The sequence below is a fragment of the Acinetobacter ursingii DSM 16037 = CIP 107286 genome, assembly GCF_000368825.1.
Lineage (GTDB): Bacteria > Pseudomonadota > Gammaproteobacteria > Pseudomonadales > Moraxellaceae > Acinetobacter > Acinetobacter ursingii.
Genome location: NZ_KB849716.1, coordinates 358,114 through 378,100 on the forward strand (window position 1 = coordinate 358,114; position 19,987 = coordinate 378,100).

16 protein-coding genes are annotated in these 19,987 nt (G+C 40.7%); 6 read left to right on the plus strand and 10 right to left on the minus strand.

The window, feature by feature from the left end; genetic code table 11:
- The first annotated feature begins 15 nt into the window (after window positions 1–15).
- The 3 genes from hflD to F944_RS06395 all read left to right on the plus strand — a co-directional run bounded on the left by hflD (window position 16) and on the right by F944_RS06395 (window position 2,960).
- Window positions 16–753: a high frequency lysogenization protein HflD gene (gene hflD / locus F944_RS06385; protein WP_004988352.1), complete on the plus strand. Its 738-nt coding sequence runs from the start codon at window positions 16–18 to the stop codon at window positions 751–753.
- Window positions 754–853: 100 nt separating this feature from the next.
- Window positions 854–2,242, plus strand: coding sequence for an adenylosuccinate lyase (purB, locus tag F944_RS06390; protein ID WP_004988359.1), 1,389 nt, complete (start codon window positions 854–856; stop codon window positions 2,240–2,242).
- An 85-nt stretch (window positions 2,243–2,327) separates the two neighbouring features.
- Complete coding sequence (locus F944_RS06395) at window positions 2,328–2,960, plus strand: DUF2238 domain-containing protein (protein ID WP_004988360.1); 633 nt, start codon at window positions 2,328–2,330, stop codon at window positions 2,958–2,960.
- A 30-nt stretch (window positions 2,961–2,990) separates the two neighbouring features.
- On the opposite strand, the gene sohB is transcribed toward F944_RS06395, so the two are convergent.
- From sohB to F944_RS06430, 7 genes are all read right to left on the minus strand, one after another.
- Window positions 2,991–3,953 (minus strand): protease SohB, encoded by a 963-nt coding sequence (gene sohB, locus F944_RS06400; RefSeq protein ID WP_004988362.1) that lies wholly within the window; start codon window positions 3,951–3,953, stop codon window positions 2,991–2,993.
- Between the two features lie 149 nt (window positions 3,954–4,102).
- A complete protein-coding gene (gene pstB / locus F944_RS06405; protein WP_370684998.1) occupies window positions 4,103–5,017 on the minus strand; it encodes a phosphate ABC transporter ATP-binding protein PstB in 915 nt (304 codons plus the stop codon).
- An 11-nt stretch (window positions 5,018–5,028) separates the two neighbouring features.
- A complete protein-coding gene (pstA, locus tag F944_RS06410; RefSeq protein ID WP_004988368.1) occupies window positions 5,029–6,426 on the minus strand; it encodes a phosphate ABC transporter permease PstA in 1,398 nt (465 codons plus the stop codon).
- Window positions 6,423–7,802, minus strand: coding sequence for a phosphate ABC transporter permease subunit PstC (gene pstC, locus F944_RS06415; RefSeq protein ID WP_004988369.1), 1,380 nt, complete (start codon window positions 7,800–7,802; stop codon window positions 6,423–6,425). Before pstC ends, pstA begins: the two co-directional genes overlap by 4 nt.
- 114 nt (window positions 7,803–7,916) lie before the next feature.
- Window positions 7,917–8,948 carry a substrate-binding domain-containing protein gene (locus F944_RS06420; RefSeq protein WP_004988371.1) on the minus strand — a complete coding sequence of 344 codons (1,032 nt, stop codon included), beginning with the start codon at window positions 8,946–8,948 and terminating at the stop codon, window positions 7,917–7,919.
- A gap of 289 nt (window positions 8,949–9,237) precedes the next feature.
- Window positions 9,238–10,770, minus strand: a complete 1,533-nt coding sequence (locus F944_RS06425) for a pyridoxal phosphate-dependent decarboxylase family protein (protein WP_004988374.1) — start codon at window positions 10,768–10,770, stop codon at window positions 9,238–9,240.
- Window positions 10,771–10,774: 4 nt separating this feature from the next.
- The gene (locus F944_RS06430; RefSeq protein ID WP_004988376.1) at window positions 10,775–12,145 is read right to left on the minus strand and encodes a diaminobutyrate--2-oxoglutarate transaminase; all 1,371 of its coding nucleotides are present in this window, start codon (window positions 12,143–12,145) and stop codon (window positions 10,775–10,777) included.
- Window positions 12,146–12,619: 474 nt separating this feature from the next.
- On the opposite strand from F944_RS06430, the gene F944_RS06435 reads away from it, so the two are divergent.
- Window positions 12,620–13,324: an SIMPL domain-containing protein gene (locus tag F944_RS06435; RefSeq protein ID WP_004988385.1), complete on the plus strand. Its 705-nt coding sequence runs from the start codon at window positions 12,620–12,622 to the stop codon at window positions 13,322–13,324.
- 65 nt (window positions 13,325–13,389) lie between these two features.
- Here the strand turns inward: F944_RS06435 and F944_RS06440 are convergent, their stop codons facing one another.
- Together F944_RS06440 and F944_RS06445 are read right to left on the minus strand one after the other, a co-directional pair.
- Entirely contained in the window at window positions 13,390–14,484 is a 1,095-nt protein-coding gene (locus tag F944_RS06440; RefSeq protein ID WP_004988389.1) for a fatty acid desaturase family protein, read from the minus strand.
- A 13-nt stretch (window positions 14,485–14,497) separates the two neighbouring features.
- The gene (locus tag F944_RS06445; RefSeq protein WP_004988390.1) at window positions 14,498–15,559 is read right to left on the minus strand and encodes a ferredoxin reductase; all 1,062 of its coding nucleotides are present in this window, start codon (window positions 15,557–15,559) and stop codon (window positions 14,498–14,500) included.
- Between the two features lie 140 nt (window positions 15,560–15,699).
- On the opposite strand from F944_RS06445, the gene fabR reads away from it, so the two are divergent.
- Together fabR and dps are read left to right on the plus strand one after the other, a co-directional pair.
- The gene (gene fabR, locus F944_RS06450; protein WP_004988391.1) at window positions 15,700–16,392 is read left to right on the plus strand and encodes an HTH-type transcriptional repressor FabR; all 693 of its coding nucleotides are present in this window, start codon (window positions 15,700–15,702) and stop codon (window positions 16,390–16,392) included.
- Window positions 16,393–16,547: 155 nt separating this feature from the next.
- Complete coding sequence (dps, locus tag F944_RS06455) at window positions 16,548–17,054, plus strand: DNA starvation/stationary phase protection protein Dps (protein ID WP_004988395.1); 507 nt, start codon at window positions 16,548–16,550, stop codon at window positions 17,052–17,054.
- Between the two features lie 82 nt (window positions 17,055–17,136).
- Here the strand turns inward: dps and rapA are convergent, their stop codons facing one another.
- A complete protein-coding gene (gene rapA / locus F944_RS06460; RefSeq protein WP_004988396.1) occupies window positions 17,137–19,974 on the minus strand; it encodes an RNA polymerase-associated protein RapA in 2,838 nt (945 codons plus the stop codon).
- Window positions 19,975–19,987: the final 13 nt, after the last annotated feature.

Here is a 19,987-nt window from a genome sequence, read left to right on the forward strand (position 1 = left end):
GAAGGAATCTTAGGCATGGTTGACACCCCTTTTCAACAGCCTCAAGCACTGAATGTACGTCAAAACCGTGCCTTGGCGCTTGCGGGTGTCTTTCAGGCCGCGCAGTTGACCCACATGACAGCGATGACAGGTCAACAAAGTATTGGTGAAAGTGGAAACTTCTACTTTGAACAACTGATTAAGGCCTGTCTCAATATACGCCCTGCTATGAATTCAAGTACGCAAACACTGGATTTCTTTCATCAACTTGCCGATATTTCACTGGGTTTAAAAACACTGGAAAGTAGTATTACTCAACCTTTTTCAAGCTCACCGAAATCGCGTTTACCTAAACTCTCAAATGCCAAGCTGCCTATGACTTATGCCATGTCATTGTTGCAACTTGAAAAGAAAGTCTACAAAAACCCAGAATATGTTGAAATTATTGAAAAATCACAGCAAAAAATTTTAAAACAACTGTCATTTTTCGATAATAACTATTTACATCCGAGTATTATTGCCAACCTTGCGCAAACCTATGTCGAGACAGCAGGTCAGATTAATCCGCGCATTATGGTTCGCGGCAACGCTGAAGCGTTCAAAGATAGCAATCACACCAACCGTATCCGAGCCTGTCTATTTACTGGATTGCAAATGGCGCATCTTTGGCGGCAGTTAGGTGGTAGCTCATGGAATATGATTTTTAGCAAACGTAAATTGCTTCAAGACATTCAAACACTCGCTCGTTTACAGTATCAAATGGTCGAACTTTGATGTTGCAACGAATTTTATTTTATATCTTTATACCCTCTCTAAATCTCTCCCTGAGGAACGACTAAAGTTCCGCAAGAGAGACTAACTTTAAGGAACCTGTATGAACGCGCTCACCGCACTCTCGCCACTTGACGGACGTTATGCAAGCAAATGTGATGCTTTACGTCCCTATCTTTCTGAGTTTGGTTTAATTCATGCTCGTGTGACTGTTGAAGTGCGTTGGTTACAAGCGCTTGCAAACCATCCAGAAATCATTGAAGTTGCAGCATTTTCAAGTGAAACCAATGCCGCTTTAGATGCCATTGTAAGCAATTTCTCTGAAGATGATGCCAATCGTATTAAAGAGATTGAACGCACTACCAATCACGATGTAAAAGCAGTTGAATACTTTTTAAAAGAAAAAATTGCGAATATTGATGAATTAAAAGATGCAGGTGAATTTATTCACTTTGCCTGTACATCTGAAGACATCAACAACTTGTCTCATGCTTTAATGCTTAAAAATGGTCGTGAAGTTTTAGTCGCTAGTATGAAACAAATTTTGAATGCGATTGCAGCTTTGGCGACGACGCATGCTGACCAACCCATGTTATCTCGCACACATGGTCAAACTGCAAGTCCAACTACGTTGGGTAAAGAGATGGCGAACGTTGCCTATCGTTTGGCTCGCCAAATCAAACAGTTCGAAAATGTTGAATTACTTGGCAAGATCAATGGCGCTGTAGGCAATTACAATGCGCACTTGTCAGCTTATCCAGAGATTGACTGGGCGGCACATGCACAAGCATTTGTTGAGTCTCTAGGTTTAGCATTTAACCCATACACTACGCAAATTGAGCCGCATGACTATATGGCGGAATTATTTGATGCACTACGTCGTTATAATACGATTTTGATCGATTTTAACCGCGATGTTTGGGGCTATATTTCTCTTGGCTATTTCAAGCAAAAATTAAAAGATGGTGAAGTGGGTTCTTCAACCATGCCACATAAAGTCAATCCAATTGATTTTGAAAACTCTGAAGGTAACTTAGGTATTGCCAATGCAGTACTCGGTCATTTAGGTGAGAAACTCCCTGTTTCGCGTTGGCAGCGTGATTTAACCGACTCTACTGTTCTTCGTAACATGGGTGTTGGTTTTGCTCAAAGCTTGATTGCCTTTGATGCTTGCTTAAAAGGGATTGGTAAACTTGAGTTAAATGCAAATCGCTTAAATGAAGATTTAAACCAAGCTCAAGAAGTTCTGGCTGAACCGATTCAAACGGTGATGCGTCGCTACAATGTTGAAAAACCATACGAAAAATTAAAAGCGCTCACGCGTGGTCAAGCAATGACCCGTGACATGATGGTGAACTTTGTCAATGGTGAGGAACTTGCTCAAGTTCCGGCTGATGAACGTGCTCGCCTTGCTGAACTGACTCCTGCAACCTATACGGGAAATGCAGCAGAACAAGCTCAACAAATCAACGATTTAATCAATAAGCTTTAATCGATATCAGTTAAAATAGAGCGGAATCATTGTAAAATGGTTCCGTTTTTTATCGCCTATTACAAACAAAAAAGAATGATTCGATATGATTGAGAAAAAATTTACCCTAAGACACTGGCTTGGCTTTCTGCTTATTTTTATTGAAATTGCGATTGCCAGCATTCATCCCCTAGAAGTTGAATCATATTTATTGCATCAAGTGGGGACTGTCTTGATGCTTATTTTATTGGTGATTAGCTTTAAAAAAATTGGCTTAGATTTTCTAAGTTTTAGTTTCTATCTGGGTTTTCTATTTATTCATATTCTGGCAGCTCATTATTTATATTCTTATGTACCTTATAACGACTGGATTAAAGCGATTTTCCATTTTGATTTAGATCATTTTTTTGGATGGCAGCGCAACATGTATGATCGTTTGGTACATTTTAGCTATGGCTTTTTGCTCTATCCATTTTTTTATCGTTGTTTTCAAGTTTGGTTTCCAACAGCCCAACCCCGTACCTTATTTTTGCTCGTCTTACAATTTGTCATGGCGTCCAGTATGGCCTATGAACTCATAGAGTGGGCCATCGCGATCGGCATGTCACCTGAAGCGGCTGAAAAATATAATGGACAACAAGGTGATATGTGGGATGCGCATAAAGATATGCTCATGGCAACGATTGGAACCATAATCTATGGTTTGGGACAATATCTGTTCAGTAAAAAGCACTCTTAATCGAGTGCTTTTAAAGATGCAGCAAAAAAATTAAAGTTTAGGATCACGCATTTGAACCAAATTACTATTCGCTTTACTCAAACTTTCCACAAATTTATTCATTACAGTTGGAATCAAATGATCCGCCAATTGCGCGGCTTGCAGTCCAAGCTTTTCACCTAAGGTTGGACGCTTACGTGTGCTAATGACATAGACATCATGTTGTGGCAATAAGCCCAAAATGTATTCATCAGATGTTTGTAATTTATCCACCAGATTTAAATCTAAAGCATCTTGTCCGTACCAATGTTCACCTGTTGCAACTTTCTCAACATTCAGTTGTGGACGATATTTCTCCACAAAATGCTTAAATAGTGCATGCGTTTGTTGCAACTCTTCTTCAAATTTGGCTTTACCTTCAGGCGTATTTTCACCAAACATGGTCACGGTACGTTTGTATTCACCCGCTGTGTACAGTTCAAAATCGACATTATGCTGTTTCAGCAAACGATTAAAATTTGGAACCTGTGCCACAACACCAATCGAACCTAAAATGGCAAATGGCGCTGAAATAATTTCACTCGCAATACAGGCCATCATATAACCACCACTCGCGGCCACTTTATCGACCACAATGGTGACATGAAACCCTGCATCACGCAGACGAACCAATTGTGCTGCTGCCAAGCCATAACCGTGTACCATGCCGCCTGGACTTTCTAAACGAACCACTACACGATCTTTTCCTGCTTTGGCAGTTGCTAATACCAGTGTAATTTCTTCACGTAGTTGTTCAACAGCAGATGCCTGAATATCACCTTTAAAATCGAGTACAAAGACTTTTTGGTTATTTTTCTTACGCGATCTGGATTCTTTCGCCAGTTGTTGAGTTAATTGTAATAGCTCGAATTTTGACGCAGTGGTTTGAGCTATTTTTTTACGCTGTTCATTCACTCGCGCGTTTAAATGGCTGACATGGAGTTCAGCGGGTAATTTAGGTAAATGAAATAGCATAAGCTGTTTATTCTCTACAGTTCCTGTTTATGAACAAAAGATGAGGGCTAAACTAGAAAATTTCAATATGACTTTTGAAAACAAGATGATATACAGCCATTTTTTCGATAAAAAAAGCACCCAAAGGTGCTTTCCTTAACAGAACAGAATCAACCAAAACGACCCGTAATATACGCTTCAGTCAACTGATGATCAGGTTGAGTAAAGACTTTTTCAGTAGAGTTGACTTCAATCAAGTCACCCAAATGAAAGTATGCGGTACGGTCAGAAACACGTGCTGCTTGTTGCATCGAGTGCGTTACAATCGCAATGGTGTACTGATTAGAAAGTTCAGAAATTAATTCTTCTACTTTAGCCGTTGCGATTGGATCAAGTGCCGAACAAGGTTCATCCATCAGGATCACTTCTGGACTAACCGCAATAGTACGTGCAATACACAAACGTTGCTGTTGACCACCCGATAAGCCTGTTCCTGGCTGATTCAAACGATCTTTGACTTCATCCCACAAACCTGCTTTACGCAAACTATTTTCAACAATCTCTTCGAGATCGTATTTATCACGTGCCAAGCCATGTAACTTAGGGCCATAAGCAACGTTGTCAAAAATTGATTTTGGGAATGGGTTTGGTTTTTGGAATACCATACCAACTTGAGCACGTAGTAACACTACGTCCAAGTTTGGATCATAAATGTCGTGATTATCCAATAATACCTTACCCGTCACACGACAGCTATCAATCGTATCATTCATACGGTTCAGGGTACGTAAGAATGTTGATTTACCACAACCAGAAGGCCCAATAAAAGCAATCACTTCATTTTCATAAATACTGATATCAATGCCTTTAATCGCTTCGCTATCACCATAATAGACATGCACATCATTAGCACTGAGCTTAACGTTTTGCTTCGTTTCTTTTTTGGGACTCGTCTGAGTATCAAACTGTGAAACAAATGAAGTCTGACGTTTTGGTTCCGTTTCAGCACTGGTAAATTGCTTTTGATCAGAATTCACTGTTTTATCCTTTTCTAAGGCATTTGTTGTATCAATAGTATTCATCATCTCACCCTCTATTACCAACGCACTTCGAATTTTTTACGTAACCAAATTGCGAGGCTGTTTAAACCAATCATCATTGCCAAGAGTACAATAATGGCTGCTGCGGTACGTCCTTCAAAGAAGTTACGTAATTCATTACCCTGCCATAAGAAAATTTGAACAGGTAGGGCTGTTGATTGATCCAGTGGACTGGTAGGAATACTTGCGACGAAAGCACTCATACCAATTAAAAGTAACGGCGCAGTTTCACCTAAAGCCTGAGCTACACCAATGATCGCACCAGTTAAAATACCCGGCAATGCCAATGGCAACACATGATGGAATACCACTTGCACCCGTGAAGCTCCTAAACCAAGCGCAGCTTGACGAATCGATGGTGGAACAGCTTTCAGGGCAGCACGCGTCGTAATAATAACGGTTGGAAGCGTCATCAAGCTGAGGACCAGACCACCAACCAATGGGGCAGATAAAGGTAAATGCATCCAGTTAATAAAGATCGCAGCGCCAAGCAAACCAAATACAATCGACGGAACCGCAGCCAGATTATTAATATTGACTTCAATGACATCGGTCATCACGTTTTGTTTCGCAAACTCTTCCAGATATACCGCACTGGCAACACCAATTGGGATCGAAATAAAGATCACAATCAACATCATAAACAGGGAGCCCATAAATGCACCGGCTAAACCACTGGTTGCAGGCGAACTACGAGAGTCTGGATTGGTGAAAATATTGGTATTAAATGAATGTGTAAGTACGCCATTTTTTTCTAATTGATCGGCCAATTGACGCACTTCTGGACTCAATTGTTGTTGATCATCTGGCAAACTACGATCGATCTTACCTGTTAACCAGACATCGACATTGGCATCTGCAAGGAACTTGATATCTTCACGCTTACCAATCAATGATGGATCCTTAAAGACCATATCACGTAAGCGATAAGATTCAGAGCTAGTATACAAACTACTTAAATCATCACGTTTTGAAGCTAAAGATGGATCTTTGGCAATCAAACCATTTACGATTAATGCATCCCAATCGACCATACCCATTTTGGTTTGCCACTCAATATAGCGTTCCTGAAAATGGGCTGGTGTTTCACCTGACGCTTGAACAGGTTTAGGGCCTGCATCAATGAGGGTCGGATCGAAATAAACAGGAACCGTCATACTGGTTTGCCAAAAAGCAGGTAAACCTTTTGCCAAGATACTACCAAATAACAGGGCAACAAATAACAGACCAATCACAACCGCAGAAAAACCAAATAATCGAAATGTCGTTTCTTTGCGATGGCGTTTTGCCAAAGACTTTTGAATCGTATTCTTACGTTTTTCGCGTAATTCCGCGGCAACTTGTGGATCAAAACTATTTTGATCCAAAGGTGTAGAAGTATTTGATGTACTCATTCGTATTGCTCGCGATATTTACGCACAATATAAAGTGCAACAATGTTAAGACCTAAAGTGATTACAAACAGCGTCAAACCTAGAGCAAATGCAACCAGCGCCTGAGGACTTGCGAAATCTGTATCACCTGTTAATTGGTTGACAATCGTGACTGTCACAGTAGACACTGCTTCTAATGGATTGACATGAAGTAAAGGACTATTCCCTGCTGCCAGTACCACGATCATGGTTTCACCAATGGCGCGGGAAGCAGCCAATAAGAATGCACCAATAATGCCGGGCAATGCTGCTGGAATCACCACCTGACGAATCGTTTCAGATTTAGTCGCGCCAAGTCCAAGTGAACCATCACGTAGTGCACGTGGAACCTGAGTAATGATGTCATCCGAAAGTGAAGATACGAATGGGATAATCATAATGCCCATCACAAAACCCGCGGTGAGCGCACTGGTGGCATTGATATTAATGCCAACCAATTCACCTGCCATTTTAAAGAATGGGCCAATGATCATCAGGGCAAATACACCATACACAATGGTCGGAATACCCGCCAAAATTTCAATGGCTGGTTTTGCCCATGAACGCAACGTAGGAGAAGCATATTCAGCCAGATAAATTGCGATCATCAAACCAATCGGCACTGAAACCAGTAAGGCAATACCACTCACCATGAGGGTACCCCAAAGTAGTGGTAATAGACCGTAACTACCTTCTGCACTACCTGATGTACTAAAACCTGGATTCCACTCAGTACCAAAGAAGAAGTCGAGTGGGCTCACGAAAGAGAAAAATCTTAAGGCTTCACTAAACATTGACATCACAATGCCAAGTGTCGTCAGAATCGCTACACCCGAGCAGAGTGCAAGCGTGATATTAATAATTTTTTCAACTTTATTACGTGCTCTAAAATTTTCTGCAACACGTTTTTTTGCAATCAATAAACCAACAATCGCAGCACAAAGCACTACCGCAAGTTTGGCATATGACCCAATGGTCTGTACTTTAGCGAGTTGCGCTGCGGCAGCAAGTTCGTAAGCAGCGGGTTGATCGGTAACACCAAAACCAGAAGCAATCGCTTTAACACGATTCATCAATACTTCAATGCTGGCTTGGTCCATTCCTGCCAAAGTTGCGGCCGGAACTTGATCCAAAACGACATGCTTTAAAATATTGGGTTCGACCAAATTCCAAACAATCAAAATTAAAAAAGCAGGGATACCACACCATAACGCGACCAATGCGCCATAATAGCCCGGTCGTGAATGTAATAATGCAGAGTTATTTCCCTTACCTGCTAGGCTGCGACTTTTGCTCAACCCAATTTGATAAGCTATGGCAATGAGTGCCAATAGCACGCCAATCAATAGCAGATTCATGTAATCTCCACCGTTTTCTCAATTTTCATTCTTTGAAAAAACCCAGTTAAACATCTTGCTAGACAAAAAGCTGATGAAGGTATCACACCCACATCAGCTCTCATTTTCAATCTATTATTTAACAGATTTACCTGCTTTAAAGTCTGCCAGTACTTTTGCACGTTCTGAATCAGACATTGAAATCAAGCCCGCTTTTTCAAGTTTAGAACCTTTACCTGAAGTCTTTTTGTTCAGGAAGAATTCTACATATTGCGGTAAGCCTTTAATTGATTTCACATGCTCGCCTTTCACATAGAAGAATAAAGGACGAGATACAGGGTAACTACCATTCAAAATCGTTTTTTCAGAAGGTGCTACGTTGTTTACAGTTGCAACACGAAGCTTGTCACGGTTTTGGTCATAGAAGCCTAAACCAAATACACCAACTGCGCTAGGAGATGTTTTTAAACGTGCCAGAGTTTCAGTATAGTCGCCTGCGATTTCAATCACACGACCATCCTTACGAAATGCTGAACAAGCTTTTTTCTGTTCTTCTTTGTCCATTTTTTTGAAGTAATCGTAAGCTTCACAGCCCGCTTCTACCATTTTTTCTTGGAATACTTCACGAGTACCGTGGTTAGAAGCTGGAATAACCAGTGTAATTGGCTCGTTTGGAAGTGATTTATCAATCTGGTTCCAGCGTGTATATGGGTTTGGTACAAGCTGGCCATTTGATGGCAATTTCTCAGCAAGCGCAGCAAAAACAAAGGCTGGTTTTAATTTATAAGCTGCTTTGTTTGAGTTTGATGCAAATACAATACCGTCATAACCAATTTTGATTTCTTGTACTTGGTTTACGCCTGCTTTTTTACATGCAGCTAATTCTGTATCTTTAACTTTACGTGAAGCGTTTGCAATATCAATCGTGTTATCGCCAACACCTTGACAGAACTGTTTTAGACCACCAGATGTACCACCAGAACCGACTACTGGAGTTTTAAACTGTGGGAAAGTATTACCAAACTCTTCTGCAACAATACTTGCATAAGGTAAAACAGTGGATGAACCAGCGATCTGAATCGTATCACGGGCTGCATTCGCAGTTGTCGCGATAGCGGCCCCAGAAACTGCAAGTGCAATGGCAAGTTGACGTGGATTTAAGCGCATGCTCTTCTCTCTTTATTTAGCTTAAGTGGGTACATCACTGGGTAAGTGAGTGTGTGTACTTTCGATACATGCATTTTGATTTTAAAATATGACAATTAGGTGACAACTTGATGACGCTTTTGTGATAATTCAACCCTAAACTTTGATTTTTATAAAATTCTTTTAATTTCAATATGTAACTTCAATTTTCAATATAAGCTTTGTATTTTTATTTATCCATTAAAATGTAATATTTCATTATTCTGTCATAAAAAAGGCCACCGAAGTGACCTTTTCATAATCATAAGACTTAATCAATTGCGGGTGTATAAGTTCCTGCAACGATGTCATCTTTAATACGATCACTTTCAGCAAGCACCAGTGCCAATAAGCTTTTCACATTATCCAGTGTTGCCACTGGGCTAAGTGTCGTCATTTTTAAAGACTGAACTTGCCCAACTTTAGTCACACCAATATTGGCATCGCCACGCGCAAACAATTCATCTGCAACATTTTGATTCAGACTATCGATAAATTCAACAGGATAATCTTGAGGCACAACACGGAACAATACTGAAGCAAATTGTGGTTCTACCAGAAGCTCAAGCCCATCTGTTGCTTTAATATAATCAGCGACTTCACGAGTTAGCGTCACACCATGATCAATCATGGAACCATACAGTTCTTCACCCAATGCTTCCACGGTCATCCAGAGCTTTAAGGCATCAAAACGGCGAGTGGTTTGCAATGATTTAGAGACCAGATTTGGTACACCATGTTCTTCATCGTAAGCAGAGTTTAAATATTCTGCTTCATAATGCATAAAGCGATAATTGGCTTCATCTTTCAATAAGAATGCACCACAGCTAATGCTTTGGAAATAATGCTTATGGAAGTCTAAAGTGATCGAATCGGAGAGTTCAATACCATCCAACATGTCACGATGTGCATTCGATAAAATCAATGCACCACCCCAAGCGGCATCAATATGCATCCATGCACCATATTTATGGGTGATTTCACGGATTTTCTTGAGTGGATCAATCGCACCTGCATCGGTTGTACCCGCAGTAGCCACCACACATGCCACGATTTTGCCTTCCGCTTGTAAATGCGCCATGGTTTTTTCAAGCGCATCCACATCCATTTGGGCATTGTCATTCACAGGAACGGTCACTACCGACTGAAAGCCCATGCCCATCATCGCCATGTTCTTTTGCACAGAGAAATGTGCATTTTCAGAACAAATGACTTTAACGTTTTTCATGGCTTCCGCAGGAATACCATCACGTTGGACTGACCACGGTTGACCGTTTTCATTTTTCCAATTCTTGGAAATACACCAGTCGCGCGCCAGTAGGACACCCATCAAATTTGACTGCGTACCACCTGAGGTAAACACACCGGCTTGACCAGACCCATAACCAACCTTTTGACGTAACCAGTCAATCAATTGCACTTCCATCAAAGAACCCGCAGGGCTTTGATCCCAAGAATCCATCGACTGGTTAGTCGCATTGATGAGCACTTCAGCGATCTGACTGGTCACCATCGTTGGACAATGCAAATGTGCGAGAGAATATGGATGATGTACCTTTAAGCTTTTGTTAAGAAATAACTCAACCATACGACTTAAAGACTGGTGTAAGCCCATCCCTTCTTTTGAAGGATTAAAAGAAATCGCCGAGCGCAATTCCTTGATACTACCACCCGTGTACATTTTGTCATTTTGCAACCATGCAGCAACGGCTTTCACCGCTTCATCCATTGCTGACTGATAGTCAGCAATGGAACCAGCATCATTGCAGAGTAACGCTTTACGATGTTCTGCAAAATCAACCATGCGATTAGCCTCGAACTGCTTTAAGTGCTTCACCCATTGCTTTTTTGAAACGCGCAAGCACTTCAACACATTCATCCTGAGAGATGATCAGTGGGCAAAGTAAACGAATCACGGTACCGTTACGACCGCCTTTTTCAAGCAATAGTTTATTGTTGAAACAAGCGGTTTGAATGGCAGCAGCCAATTGTGCATCAGCTGGACGTGAGCCAATACGATCTACTGGTTTACGTTCATCTACGATTTCGACACCAATCATCAGACCGCGACCACGCACGTTACCAATACATGGAAATTCCTGAGCCAATTTTTTCAATTCAGCTTGCAGGTAATCACCACGCTCTTGTGCATTTTTGGCTAGATTTTGTTCTTTAATGGTATTTAACACCACTAAACCTGTACCCATTGCCAATTGGTTACCACGGAAAGTACCGGTATGACCCGCAGGTTGCCATGCATCAAACTTACGTTTAATACCTAATACAGCAAGCGGTAAACCACCACCCACAGCTTTTGACATGACGACTACATCAGGCTCAATACCTGCATGTTCAAAAGCAAACATTTTGCCTGAACGTGCAAAACCAGCCTGAACTTCGTCCAGAATTAAAACGATATTGTGCTTTTCAGTCACTTCACGGATTTTTTGCAACCATTTCACTGGCGCAGTCACGACACCGCCTTCACCTTGAATTGCTTCAAGAATCACGGCAGCAGGCTTGGTGACACCGCTTTCAACATCTTCAATTAAATTTTCAAAATAATAAGTTAATGCATCAACACCAGCTTCACCGCCAAGTCCTAATGGACAACGGTACTCATGCGGATATGGCATAAACTGTACGCCCGGCATTAAATTATTCACGGCATTTTTAGCACTGAGATTCCCAGTCATTGCAAGAGAACCATGCGTCATACCATGATAACCGCCAGAGAAACTAATGACTGAGCTACGCCCAGTATAAGTTTTGGCAAGTTTAATCGCTGCCTCGGTCGCATCTGCACCAGATGGACCACAGAACTGTAAGCAATATTCTTCCTGACCGCCAGGCAAGTAAGAGAGTAATGCTTCAGTAAATGCATCTTTCAAAGGAGTTGTTAAATCTAAAGTATGTAAAGGCAAACCACTTGCTAAAGTGTCTTGAATACTTTGAATCACCGCAGGATGATTGTGGCCTAAAGCCAGTGTCCCCGCCCCCGCTAAACAGTCAAGGTATTGAGTACCTTCGACGTCTGTAACCCAGCAGCCTTGCGCTTTGGCAATCGCTAACGGTAATTTACGCGGATAACTACGAACATTCGATTCCATCTGACTTTGGCGAGTCAAGTAGTATTCGTTAGTTGAATGGGTGGCAGGATTTACGGAATTAACGCTCATATCGAATTACCATCTCTGATATGGGTTGAAAGAAATAAGTCTGGTGACTTGCGGTCCTTTGACTCGGTGCTTGTAGGATTCTAGTTAGGCAACATTTGCTTTCTTATCACTAGGAGGGCGATGATACCCTTTTTTGTATAAAAATAAAGACCTTTTGGTCTATAATTTCATGCAGATAGATCAAAAAAAATAAATGCCTAACTCCTTGAACAATTTATAATCATACTATGTGACAAGCGAAAGAAAATACGCTTTTTTTATCTACTATTTTGCTTTTGATAAATTTAACATTTATTTTATCGCCAAGAATAATTAAGCATATGATTTTTAATAATTTATCTGTCAATATATAGATTCTAATTACATCTAAATTATTACAAACTCTCCACAAAAGATGTTTAAGTTCTACATCACTGATCATTAAGATAGATTGAGATAAAAACAATTTTTTATTTTATATTCTAAGGAGATGTTATGCGTCATTTATTATTGGGCAGTGTATTACTTTCTGCGAGCATGAGTCCTGCTGTATTTGCAGCAGAAAATGAGTCGCTTAACTATAATGTCGTGAACGTTCAGGCAGAAGCATCCCGTCAAGTGTCCAATGATGAAATGCATGCCACACTTTATATTGAAAAAAGTAATAAACAACCTGCTGCGTTAGCTACACAAATTAATCAACTGATGAATGAAGCGATGGCAGTCTCGCGTAAATATCCGCAGGTTAAAGTTGAAACGGGCGCGCAAAGCACTTATCCAGTTTATGATAATGACAGCAGCAAATTTAAGGAATGGCGTGGACGTGCTGAAATCCGTCTGGAAAGTAAAGACTTTAAAGCTGCAAGTCAGTTGATCAGTGAATTACAGCAAAACTTCCAGACCCAATCGATCAATTTTACAGTCTCGGATGAACAACGTAAAAAAGTTGAAAATGAGCTCATGGTGGAAGCATCCAAAAACTTCCAGCAACGTGCGCTAGTGATTACACAAGCTTGGAACAAAGGTAGTTATAATCTGGTCAATCTCAATTTAAATACCAATAATTATTTCCCACAGCCCATTATGATGCGCGCCAGTATGGCAAAATTTGCAACGGCTGAAGCTGCTCCTGCACAAGATGTGGCAGCAGGTGAATCGAAAATTACAGTCAGTGCAAATGGTACGATTCAGTTTAAATAATGCCTGAATGTAAATATAAAAAAAGAGAGCTTAAAGCTCTCTTTTTTATCACAATGACGCAAAAACTATTTCTTAAACGGAAACGCATATTTCACAATACGTCCAAGCACTTGCCCATACTGTTTTACCAAACTCGCGTTGTTGTAATGAATGCCATATTTTTTACACACCACTTCAACTTTGGGTGCCATTTGACGATAACGACGTGCAGGTACATCTGGAAATAAATGGTGTTCAATTTGGTGACTCAAATGTCCCGTTAAAATATGAAAAACTTCCGAACCTGTCAGGTTTGAAGAACCACGAATTTGACGCATATACCAATGTCCACGGCTTTCATTTTGCAATACTGTTTTAGGAAAAACTTCGACATCTTTGGTAAAGTGACCACAGAAAATAATACTGAACGTCCAGATATTACGAATCCCATTGGCCACCAGATTTCCCGTAAATACAGGCAAAGCCGCAGGTCCTGCAATCAATGGAAAAAATACATAATCTTTAAACAGGAGCTTACCCATTTTTTTCTGTGCAGGTTTCCAATCTGCCATAAACTGTTTCCATGTTCTACGTTTATAGATCACTTTACCAATTTCCAGATTTTGAATGGCAACGCCCCATTGGAATAACAAACAAAAAGGAATGCTATAAATAGGTTGCAACAAGAACCCTGGTTTCCAGCGTTGTTCTGGAAATAAACGCAACAGTCCATAACCAATGTCATCATCCATCCCTTTAATATTGGTATAGGTATGATGTTTAAAATTATGGGTTTGACGCCAGTTATCTGCTGTTCCTACGGTATCCCATTCATAGGTCTGTCCATTGAATTTGGGATCATTCATCCAGTCGTATTGTCCATGCATCACATTGTGACCCATTTCCATATTTTCCAGAATCTTGGAAACACCCAATAGACCAGTTCCCAAAACCCATGCTGGCGGGAACCAGCCTGCAAATAAACAGGCACGTCCTAAAACGCTGGTATAACGAATTGCACTATATACACGGCGAATGTAGGCAGCATCTTTTTTACCAATATCATCCAAGACTTCTTGCTTGATTTGATCCAACTCTTGAGCAAATTGATCTAACTCAGCTTGGGTTAATTCTCTATTTTTTGGATTTTTAAAATATTCAACTTTGACAGGCATATTCATGGGAGTTCTCTCTTTAAAGGTCGATCACAAGATCAGACTTGGCTGAACTAACACAGATTTTAATGTGATTTTTTGGTTCGCTATTTTCACTGGCATTGAGCAAATCTTGAGTAGTGCCTTGCGTCTTTTGGCAGACACACTTATGACAGACGCCCATGCGGCAGCCGTAAGTAGGTTTGATATTGGCCTGTTCAAGTCCAGCCAAAATGGATTGTCCTTTAGGAATGGCAACTGTTTTATTGGAACGGCTTAAAGTGACATTGACAAAGCCTGTGTCATTGTCAGAGATTTGAGTCAAACTAAATGCTTCACTCATAAAGCATTGAGCATGACCAGACAATTCTTCTGCGGTTTGTACAAAACCTGATGGTCCACAAGCATAGACGGTCGTATTTTCCAAATTTTCGATTGCAGCCAAATGCGTTACATTTAAACGGCCATCATGTTGCGCATCTTGCGTACTAAAAATTTTGTACTCAAATTGTGGATATTGCTCTGTAAGTTGTTCAAACTCTGAGACAAAAGCGGCTTCATCACGATGTTTAACCCAATATAAAAGTTTGACTTGGACTTGAGTCAATTGCTGATTACGTTTCAGTTGTTCGATCAGGCTATACATTGGAGTAATACCACTCCCCGCAGCCAGTAAGACCACATTTTGTTGATCATCTAGTTGCATATCACCAAAGGGCTGACCAAGTTCGACAATATCACCCATTTGGCTTTGCTCTTGTAACCAAGTACTGACTTTACCATCAGCAATTTTTTTTACCGTCAAAATCAGATCGCCATCGCGCTCCGTTAAGCTATAGCTACGCTCATATAAACGGCCATCTATTTTAACTTTCACTGGATGATGCTGGCCTGCTTTGCCCAACTTCACATGGCGATTGGTTTGCAAAGTTAAACTGATCGTATCTTTTGCAACTTGTTTTTTTTCTATAATTTGCGCCAAAGCACGTGATGTCGACCAAATTGGATTAACTTTTTGTAGCCAAAAATCAGCTGCATGCGGATCGAACACTGATTGTGTCAATGTACGAAAGAGTGAAGGACTCTTTTGAATTGCTTGCATAGTAATGCCACTCTAGGTTGCTTTTTAATTATTATACACATGTATATAAACTTGTATATACACTTGTACTTTTATTTACATTTCCCAACGGCCTAGCTCTATGGTTATAATGATTCAATACCGACAATGTATTGAAAAATATGACCGCTTCTTCCCTTTCTTCAACGCTTGCTTCTCATTCTGACACCCCTGAATTTGATCAGAAAACACCTAGCCGTACTGTAGGTCGTAAAGCAACCATTACCAAAGAAGAATTGTTTGAAGCCGCGTTAAACTTGATTGGACCAGAAAAAAGTATCGCATCTTTAAGTTTAAGAGAAGTTGCACGCGAAGCTGGTATTGCCCCGAATAGTTTTTATCGCCATTTTAAGGACATTGATGAACTGGCAATTGCACTGATTGATCGTTCAGGAATTGTATTGCGTCAAATTATACGCGAATCTCGATTACAAGCGTCTAAGCAAAACAGCATCATTCGCAGTTCAGTCGAAGTATTTATTCAGCAGCTTGATACCGATGAAGGCAATTTAAGCTTATTACTGCGTGAAGGCTTTACTGGTTCCAAATCCTATAAAGAAGCCGTAGAACGTCAACTCATTTTCTTTCAACAAGAATTGCAAGAAGATTTAATTCGTCTAGAACGACTAAACCGTAGCAAACTTTTTCATCCAGACCTTGTTGCCAAAGCCATTACTCAATTGGTGTTTAATATGGGGGCAAAAGTCATTGATTTACCTCATGAACAGCGTGAAGAAGTGGCTGAACAAACCATGATTATGATTCGTATGATCTTAGAAGGCGCACGCCATCTGGATGAATCCAAAATACGCTAATTCTTTGACTTTACAAATAAAAGTCAAATAAAAAATTCTGATACAAAACTTGAATAATAAAAACAATTCTCAATTAGATATTGTGATAGCTTAAAAATACAACATTAAGTCAGACCAATTTTAATTGGTTAATATCATCTCAATACGGGGTTATTATGAGTAAAGCAACGTCAAAAGTATTAAAAGTTTATACACGAAATAATTTAGATGCGTCAGTCAAAGAAGCTACGGTTAAAATTTTAAATCAAATTCTTGCGAATCTGATTGATCTTTCATTGCTGACCAAACAAGCCCACTGGAATATGCGTGGCAGCAATTTTATTGCCGTACATGAAATGTTGGATACCTTTAGAGCTTCGCTCATCACGCACTTGGATAATGTTGCTGAGCGCGCAGTTCAGATTGGTGGAACTGCATTGGGGACGACTCAAGCCGTAAGTAACACTTCACATTTGAAAGCTTATCCAGTTGAAATTCACGATGTGCAGGATCACTTAAAAGAACTCGCTGATCGTTATGCGATTGTAGCAAATCATTTACGCGATACGATTGATGAAATTGAAGATCCAATTTCTGAGGATATTATTCATGCAGCTCTAGAGGATCTGGATCAATATTTATGGTTCCTTGAAGCCAATATCGATCAGGACAAGACGGCTTAATCTAAATCTTGACGCTATACGCTTTTAAATTACAAAAGGAGGAATCAATTCCTCCTTTTGTATTTTTAACTGATTCAAAAATTTATGGTTTTACTACGACCATTACTTGAATGGCTTCAGGGGTCACAGCTAATCCATCCAGTAAATTTAAACCTTCTTTTTGCAATTTTTGCAGACGTTCAATTTCATCTGGACGAATACTTGGATTGAACTGTTTTAAATAGCTTAAACGTTCAATTTCATATTGCCATTTTTGACCATAATGTTGTTTGGCTTGTTCAATCAAGCTCGGTAAAGACGTTTTTGCAATATCGAGTGCCTGAGTATAGCGTTGTTCAATGACTTCACGACGCGCTTTCACGACCTGACGGCAGCTATTACCATCCAGATGATGCAAATAAGGCTTCAAAATCGCTGGATCAATCTTTTCAGACAAATCCTGACCCGTTTCACTGAGCAATACACGAATCAACTGTTTTGGTAAGCTTGACGGAAGGTTAAGAGCTTTAGGGGCAACCACATCTACTTTGAACCAGACTTCAATCAGTACTGAACCTTGTTTAAGTGCATTAGACTTTAATACCGCCACATTGGTACTACCAAAGGCTTGGGTATTGATCAACTCCATGACACTTTCCACAAACGGATGTTCCAATGTCAGGTATTGCGCATCTTCACGAATTTGCGCCTGATCACGATAGAACGTCGCGGTCATGCCTTCTTCATCCAAGGTTAAACCCTGTACCTGCATTTGATCGGTTGGTTTGATAATGACCGTACCATTACTTTGCTCATCAAAATCGATATTGGTCGATGACATAAATCGCTTCATAAACATCGGCAGCGTGGTATTGTCATCATAATCTTCAAGTGCTTCTACAATCTGTTGTGCAACGACAGGACGACAAGAATTGTACTCCAGCAAACGATCACGACCCGCTTGTAACTCAGCTTCCAATGCCTGACGCTGAACATTGACTTCTTCAAGTAAATCTTCAAATCGTTGCCCAAGATCAGCCAGTAAGCATTCTTTTAGATCGACAATAAAATTTTCTTGTAACGTTTGCGCAGTTGGCGAAATGCTACCAAAAATATTCAATGCTTCGTTGTACCAACGGAACATACGTTCTTGCGCAGTTCCAATTAAATAAGGTACATGAATCTGAATACGATTTTCCTGACCAATTCGATCGAGACGACCAATACGTTGCTCTAACACATCAGGATTTGCAGGTAGATCGAATAAAATCAAATCACTGGCGAACTGGAAATTACGACCTTCAGAACCAATTTCAGAGCAGAGCAAAATCTGCGCCCCATAGCTATCTTCCGCAAAGTATGCGGCAGCCTGATCACGTTCCAGTAAGCTCATCCCTTCATGGAACATCGCGGTACGAATACCTGCGTGTAAACGCAATGCATTTTCCAGTGCTTCAACCACAGGCCCACTACGCGCGATCAATAACACTTTTTTGTGTTTTAAATCTTTACGCAAAATTTCCATGAGCCATGCGACGCGTGGATCTGTTTCCATCCACGCACCATCCAGTTGACCTTCTTCGGGCCACATTTGCTCACGCAACTTACCATCCATCGACCAATCTGCGGGTGCTGGCAAAGCGGCAGGCTGACAATCACGTCCTGGGAAACCCTGAATCGCTTCACGGGTATTACGGAACAAGATACGACCCGTTCCATGACGATCCAATAATTCCTGAATGGCTTGATAACGCTGTTCAGGTTGATCATCAATACGATGACCCAATAAACCTTCAAGCGCAGTTAAATGCTCTTCTGTTAATGCTTCATCTGACATCAGTACTTCAGCAACTTTCGCAGTTTGCTGATATTGCTCTTCTTCATCCAAAAAGCGATCCAGACGACTAAAACGTTGCGGATCGAGTAAACGTAAACGGGCAAAGTGACTTTCGACACCCAGTTGCTCAGGCGTTGCAGTGAGTAGCAGCACACCCGCAGTTTGCTGAGCAAATTCTTCGACCAGATCGTAACGGTCATTACCGCCTTCTTCTTCACTCCACATCAAATGATGTGCTTCATCGACCACAAGCAAGTCAAAACCTGCTTCAAGCGCCTGCTCACGCAAATCTTCATGGTCAATCATCAAGTCAACGCTAGCAATAATGCATTGTTCAGTCGAAAATGGATTTAAGTCTGGATCATGTTCTTTCATCGACGCAGTACGCGTCAAATCAAATAAAGAAAAATGCAGATTGAAACGACGACGCATTTCAATCATCCATTGATACTGTAAAGAATCAGGAACTAAAATCAGAATACGTTCTGAACGACCCGTTTTGAGTTGTTGGTGAATGATCAAGCCTGCTTCGATGGTTTTCCCCAAACCCACCTCATCTGCAAGCAGTACACGCGGTGCAAAACGTTGACCGACTTCATGTGCAATATAAAGCTGATGTGGAATTAAGCCAACACGTGCACCAATTAAACCCCGCAAAGGACTGGTTTGCATTTGTGCCTGCATGATCAACGCTTCTATGCGTAAATCGTACCATTCCTTATAATCGACTTGACTTGCTAGCAAGCGATCTACTGGTTTAGATAACTGAATTTGAGCGCCAATACGGGTTTCATTCAGTGCTTTGCGCTCTTGTTCACCACTTTCTAGAATACGTACAACATTGTAGCGTAACACCCCATGACGATCTTCGATGGATTCAACCAGCCACTTACTGCCTTCTTGATCCTGCACTTCATCATTGATATTAAAAATAATACGCGATAAAGGTGCATTGTTGCGTGCATAGACACGAGTTTCATCACTTTTTGGGAATAAAATGCTGATTGAACGTTCATCAACATCAATTAAAACACCCAAGCCGAGTTCAGTTTCCGTATCTGATAACCAACGTTGACCAATAGCAAACTGCTGCAATTTTTCCACCTTTATCTCAAAT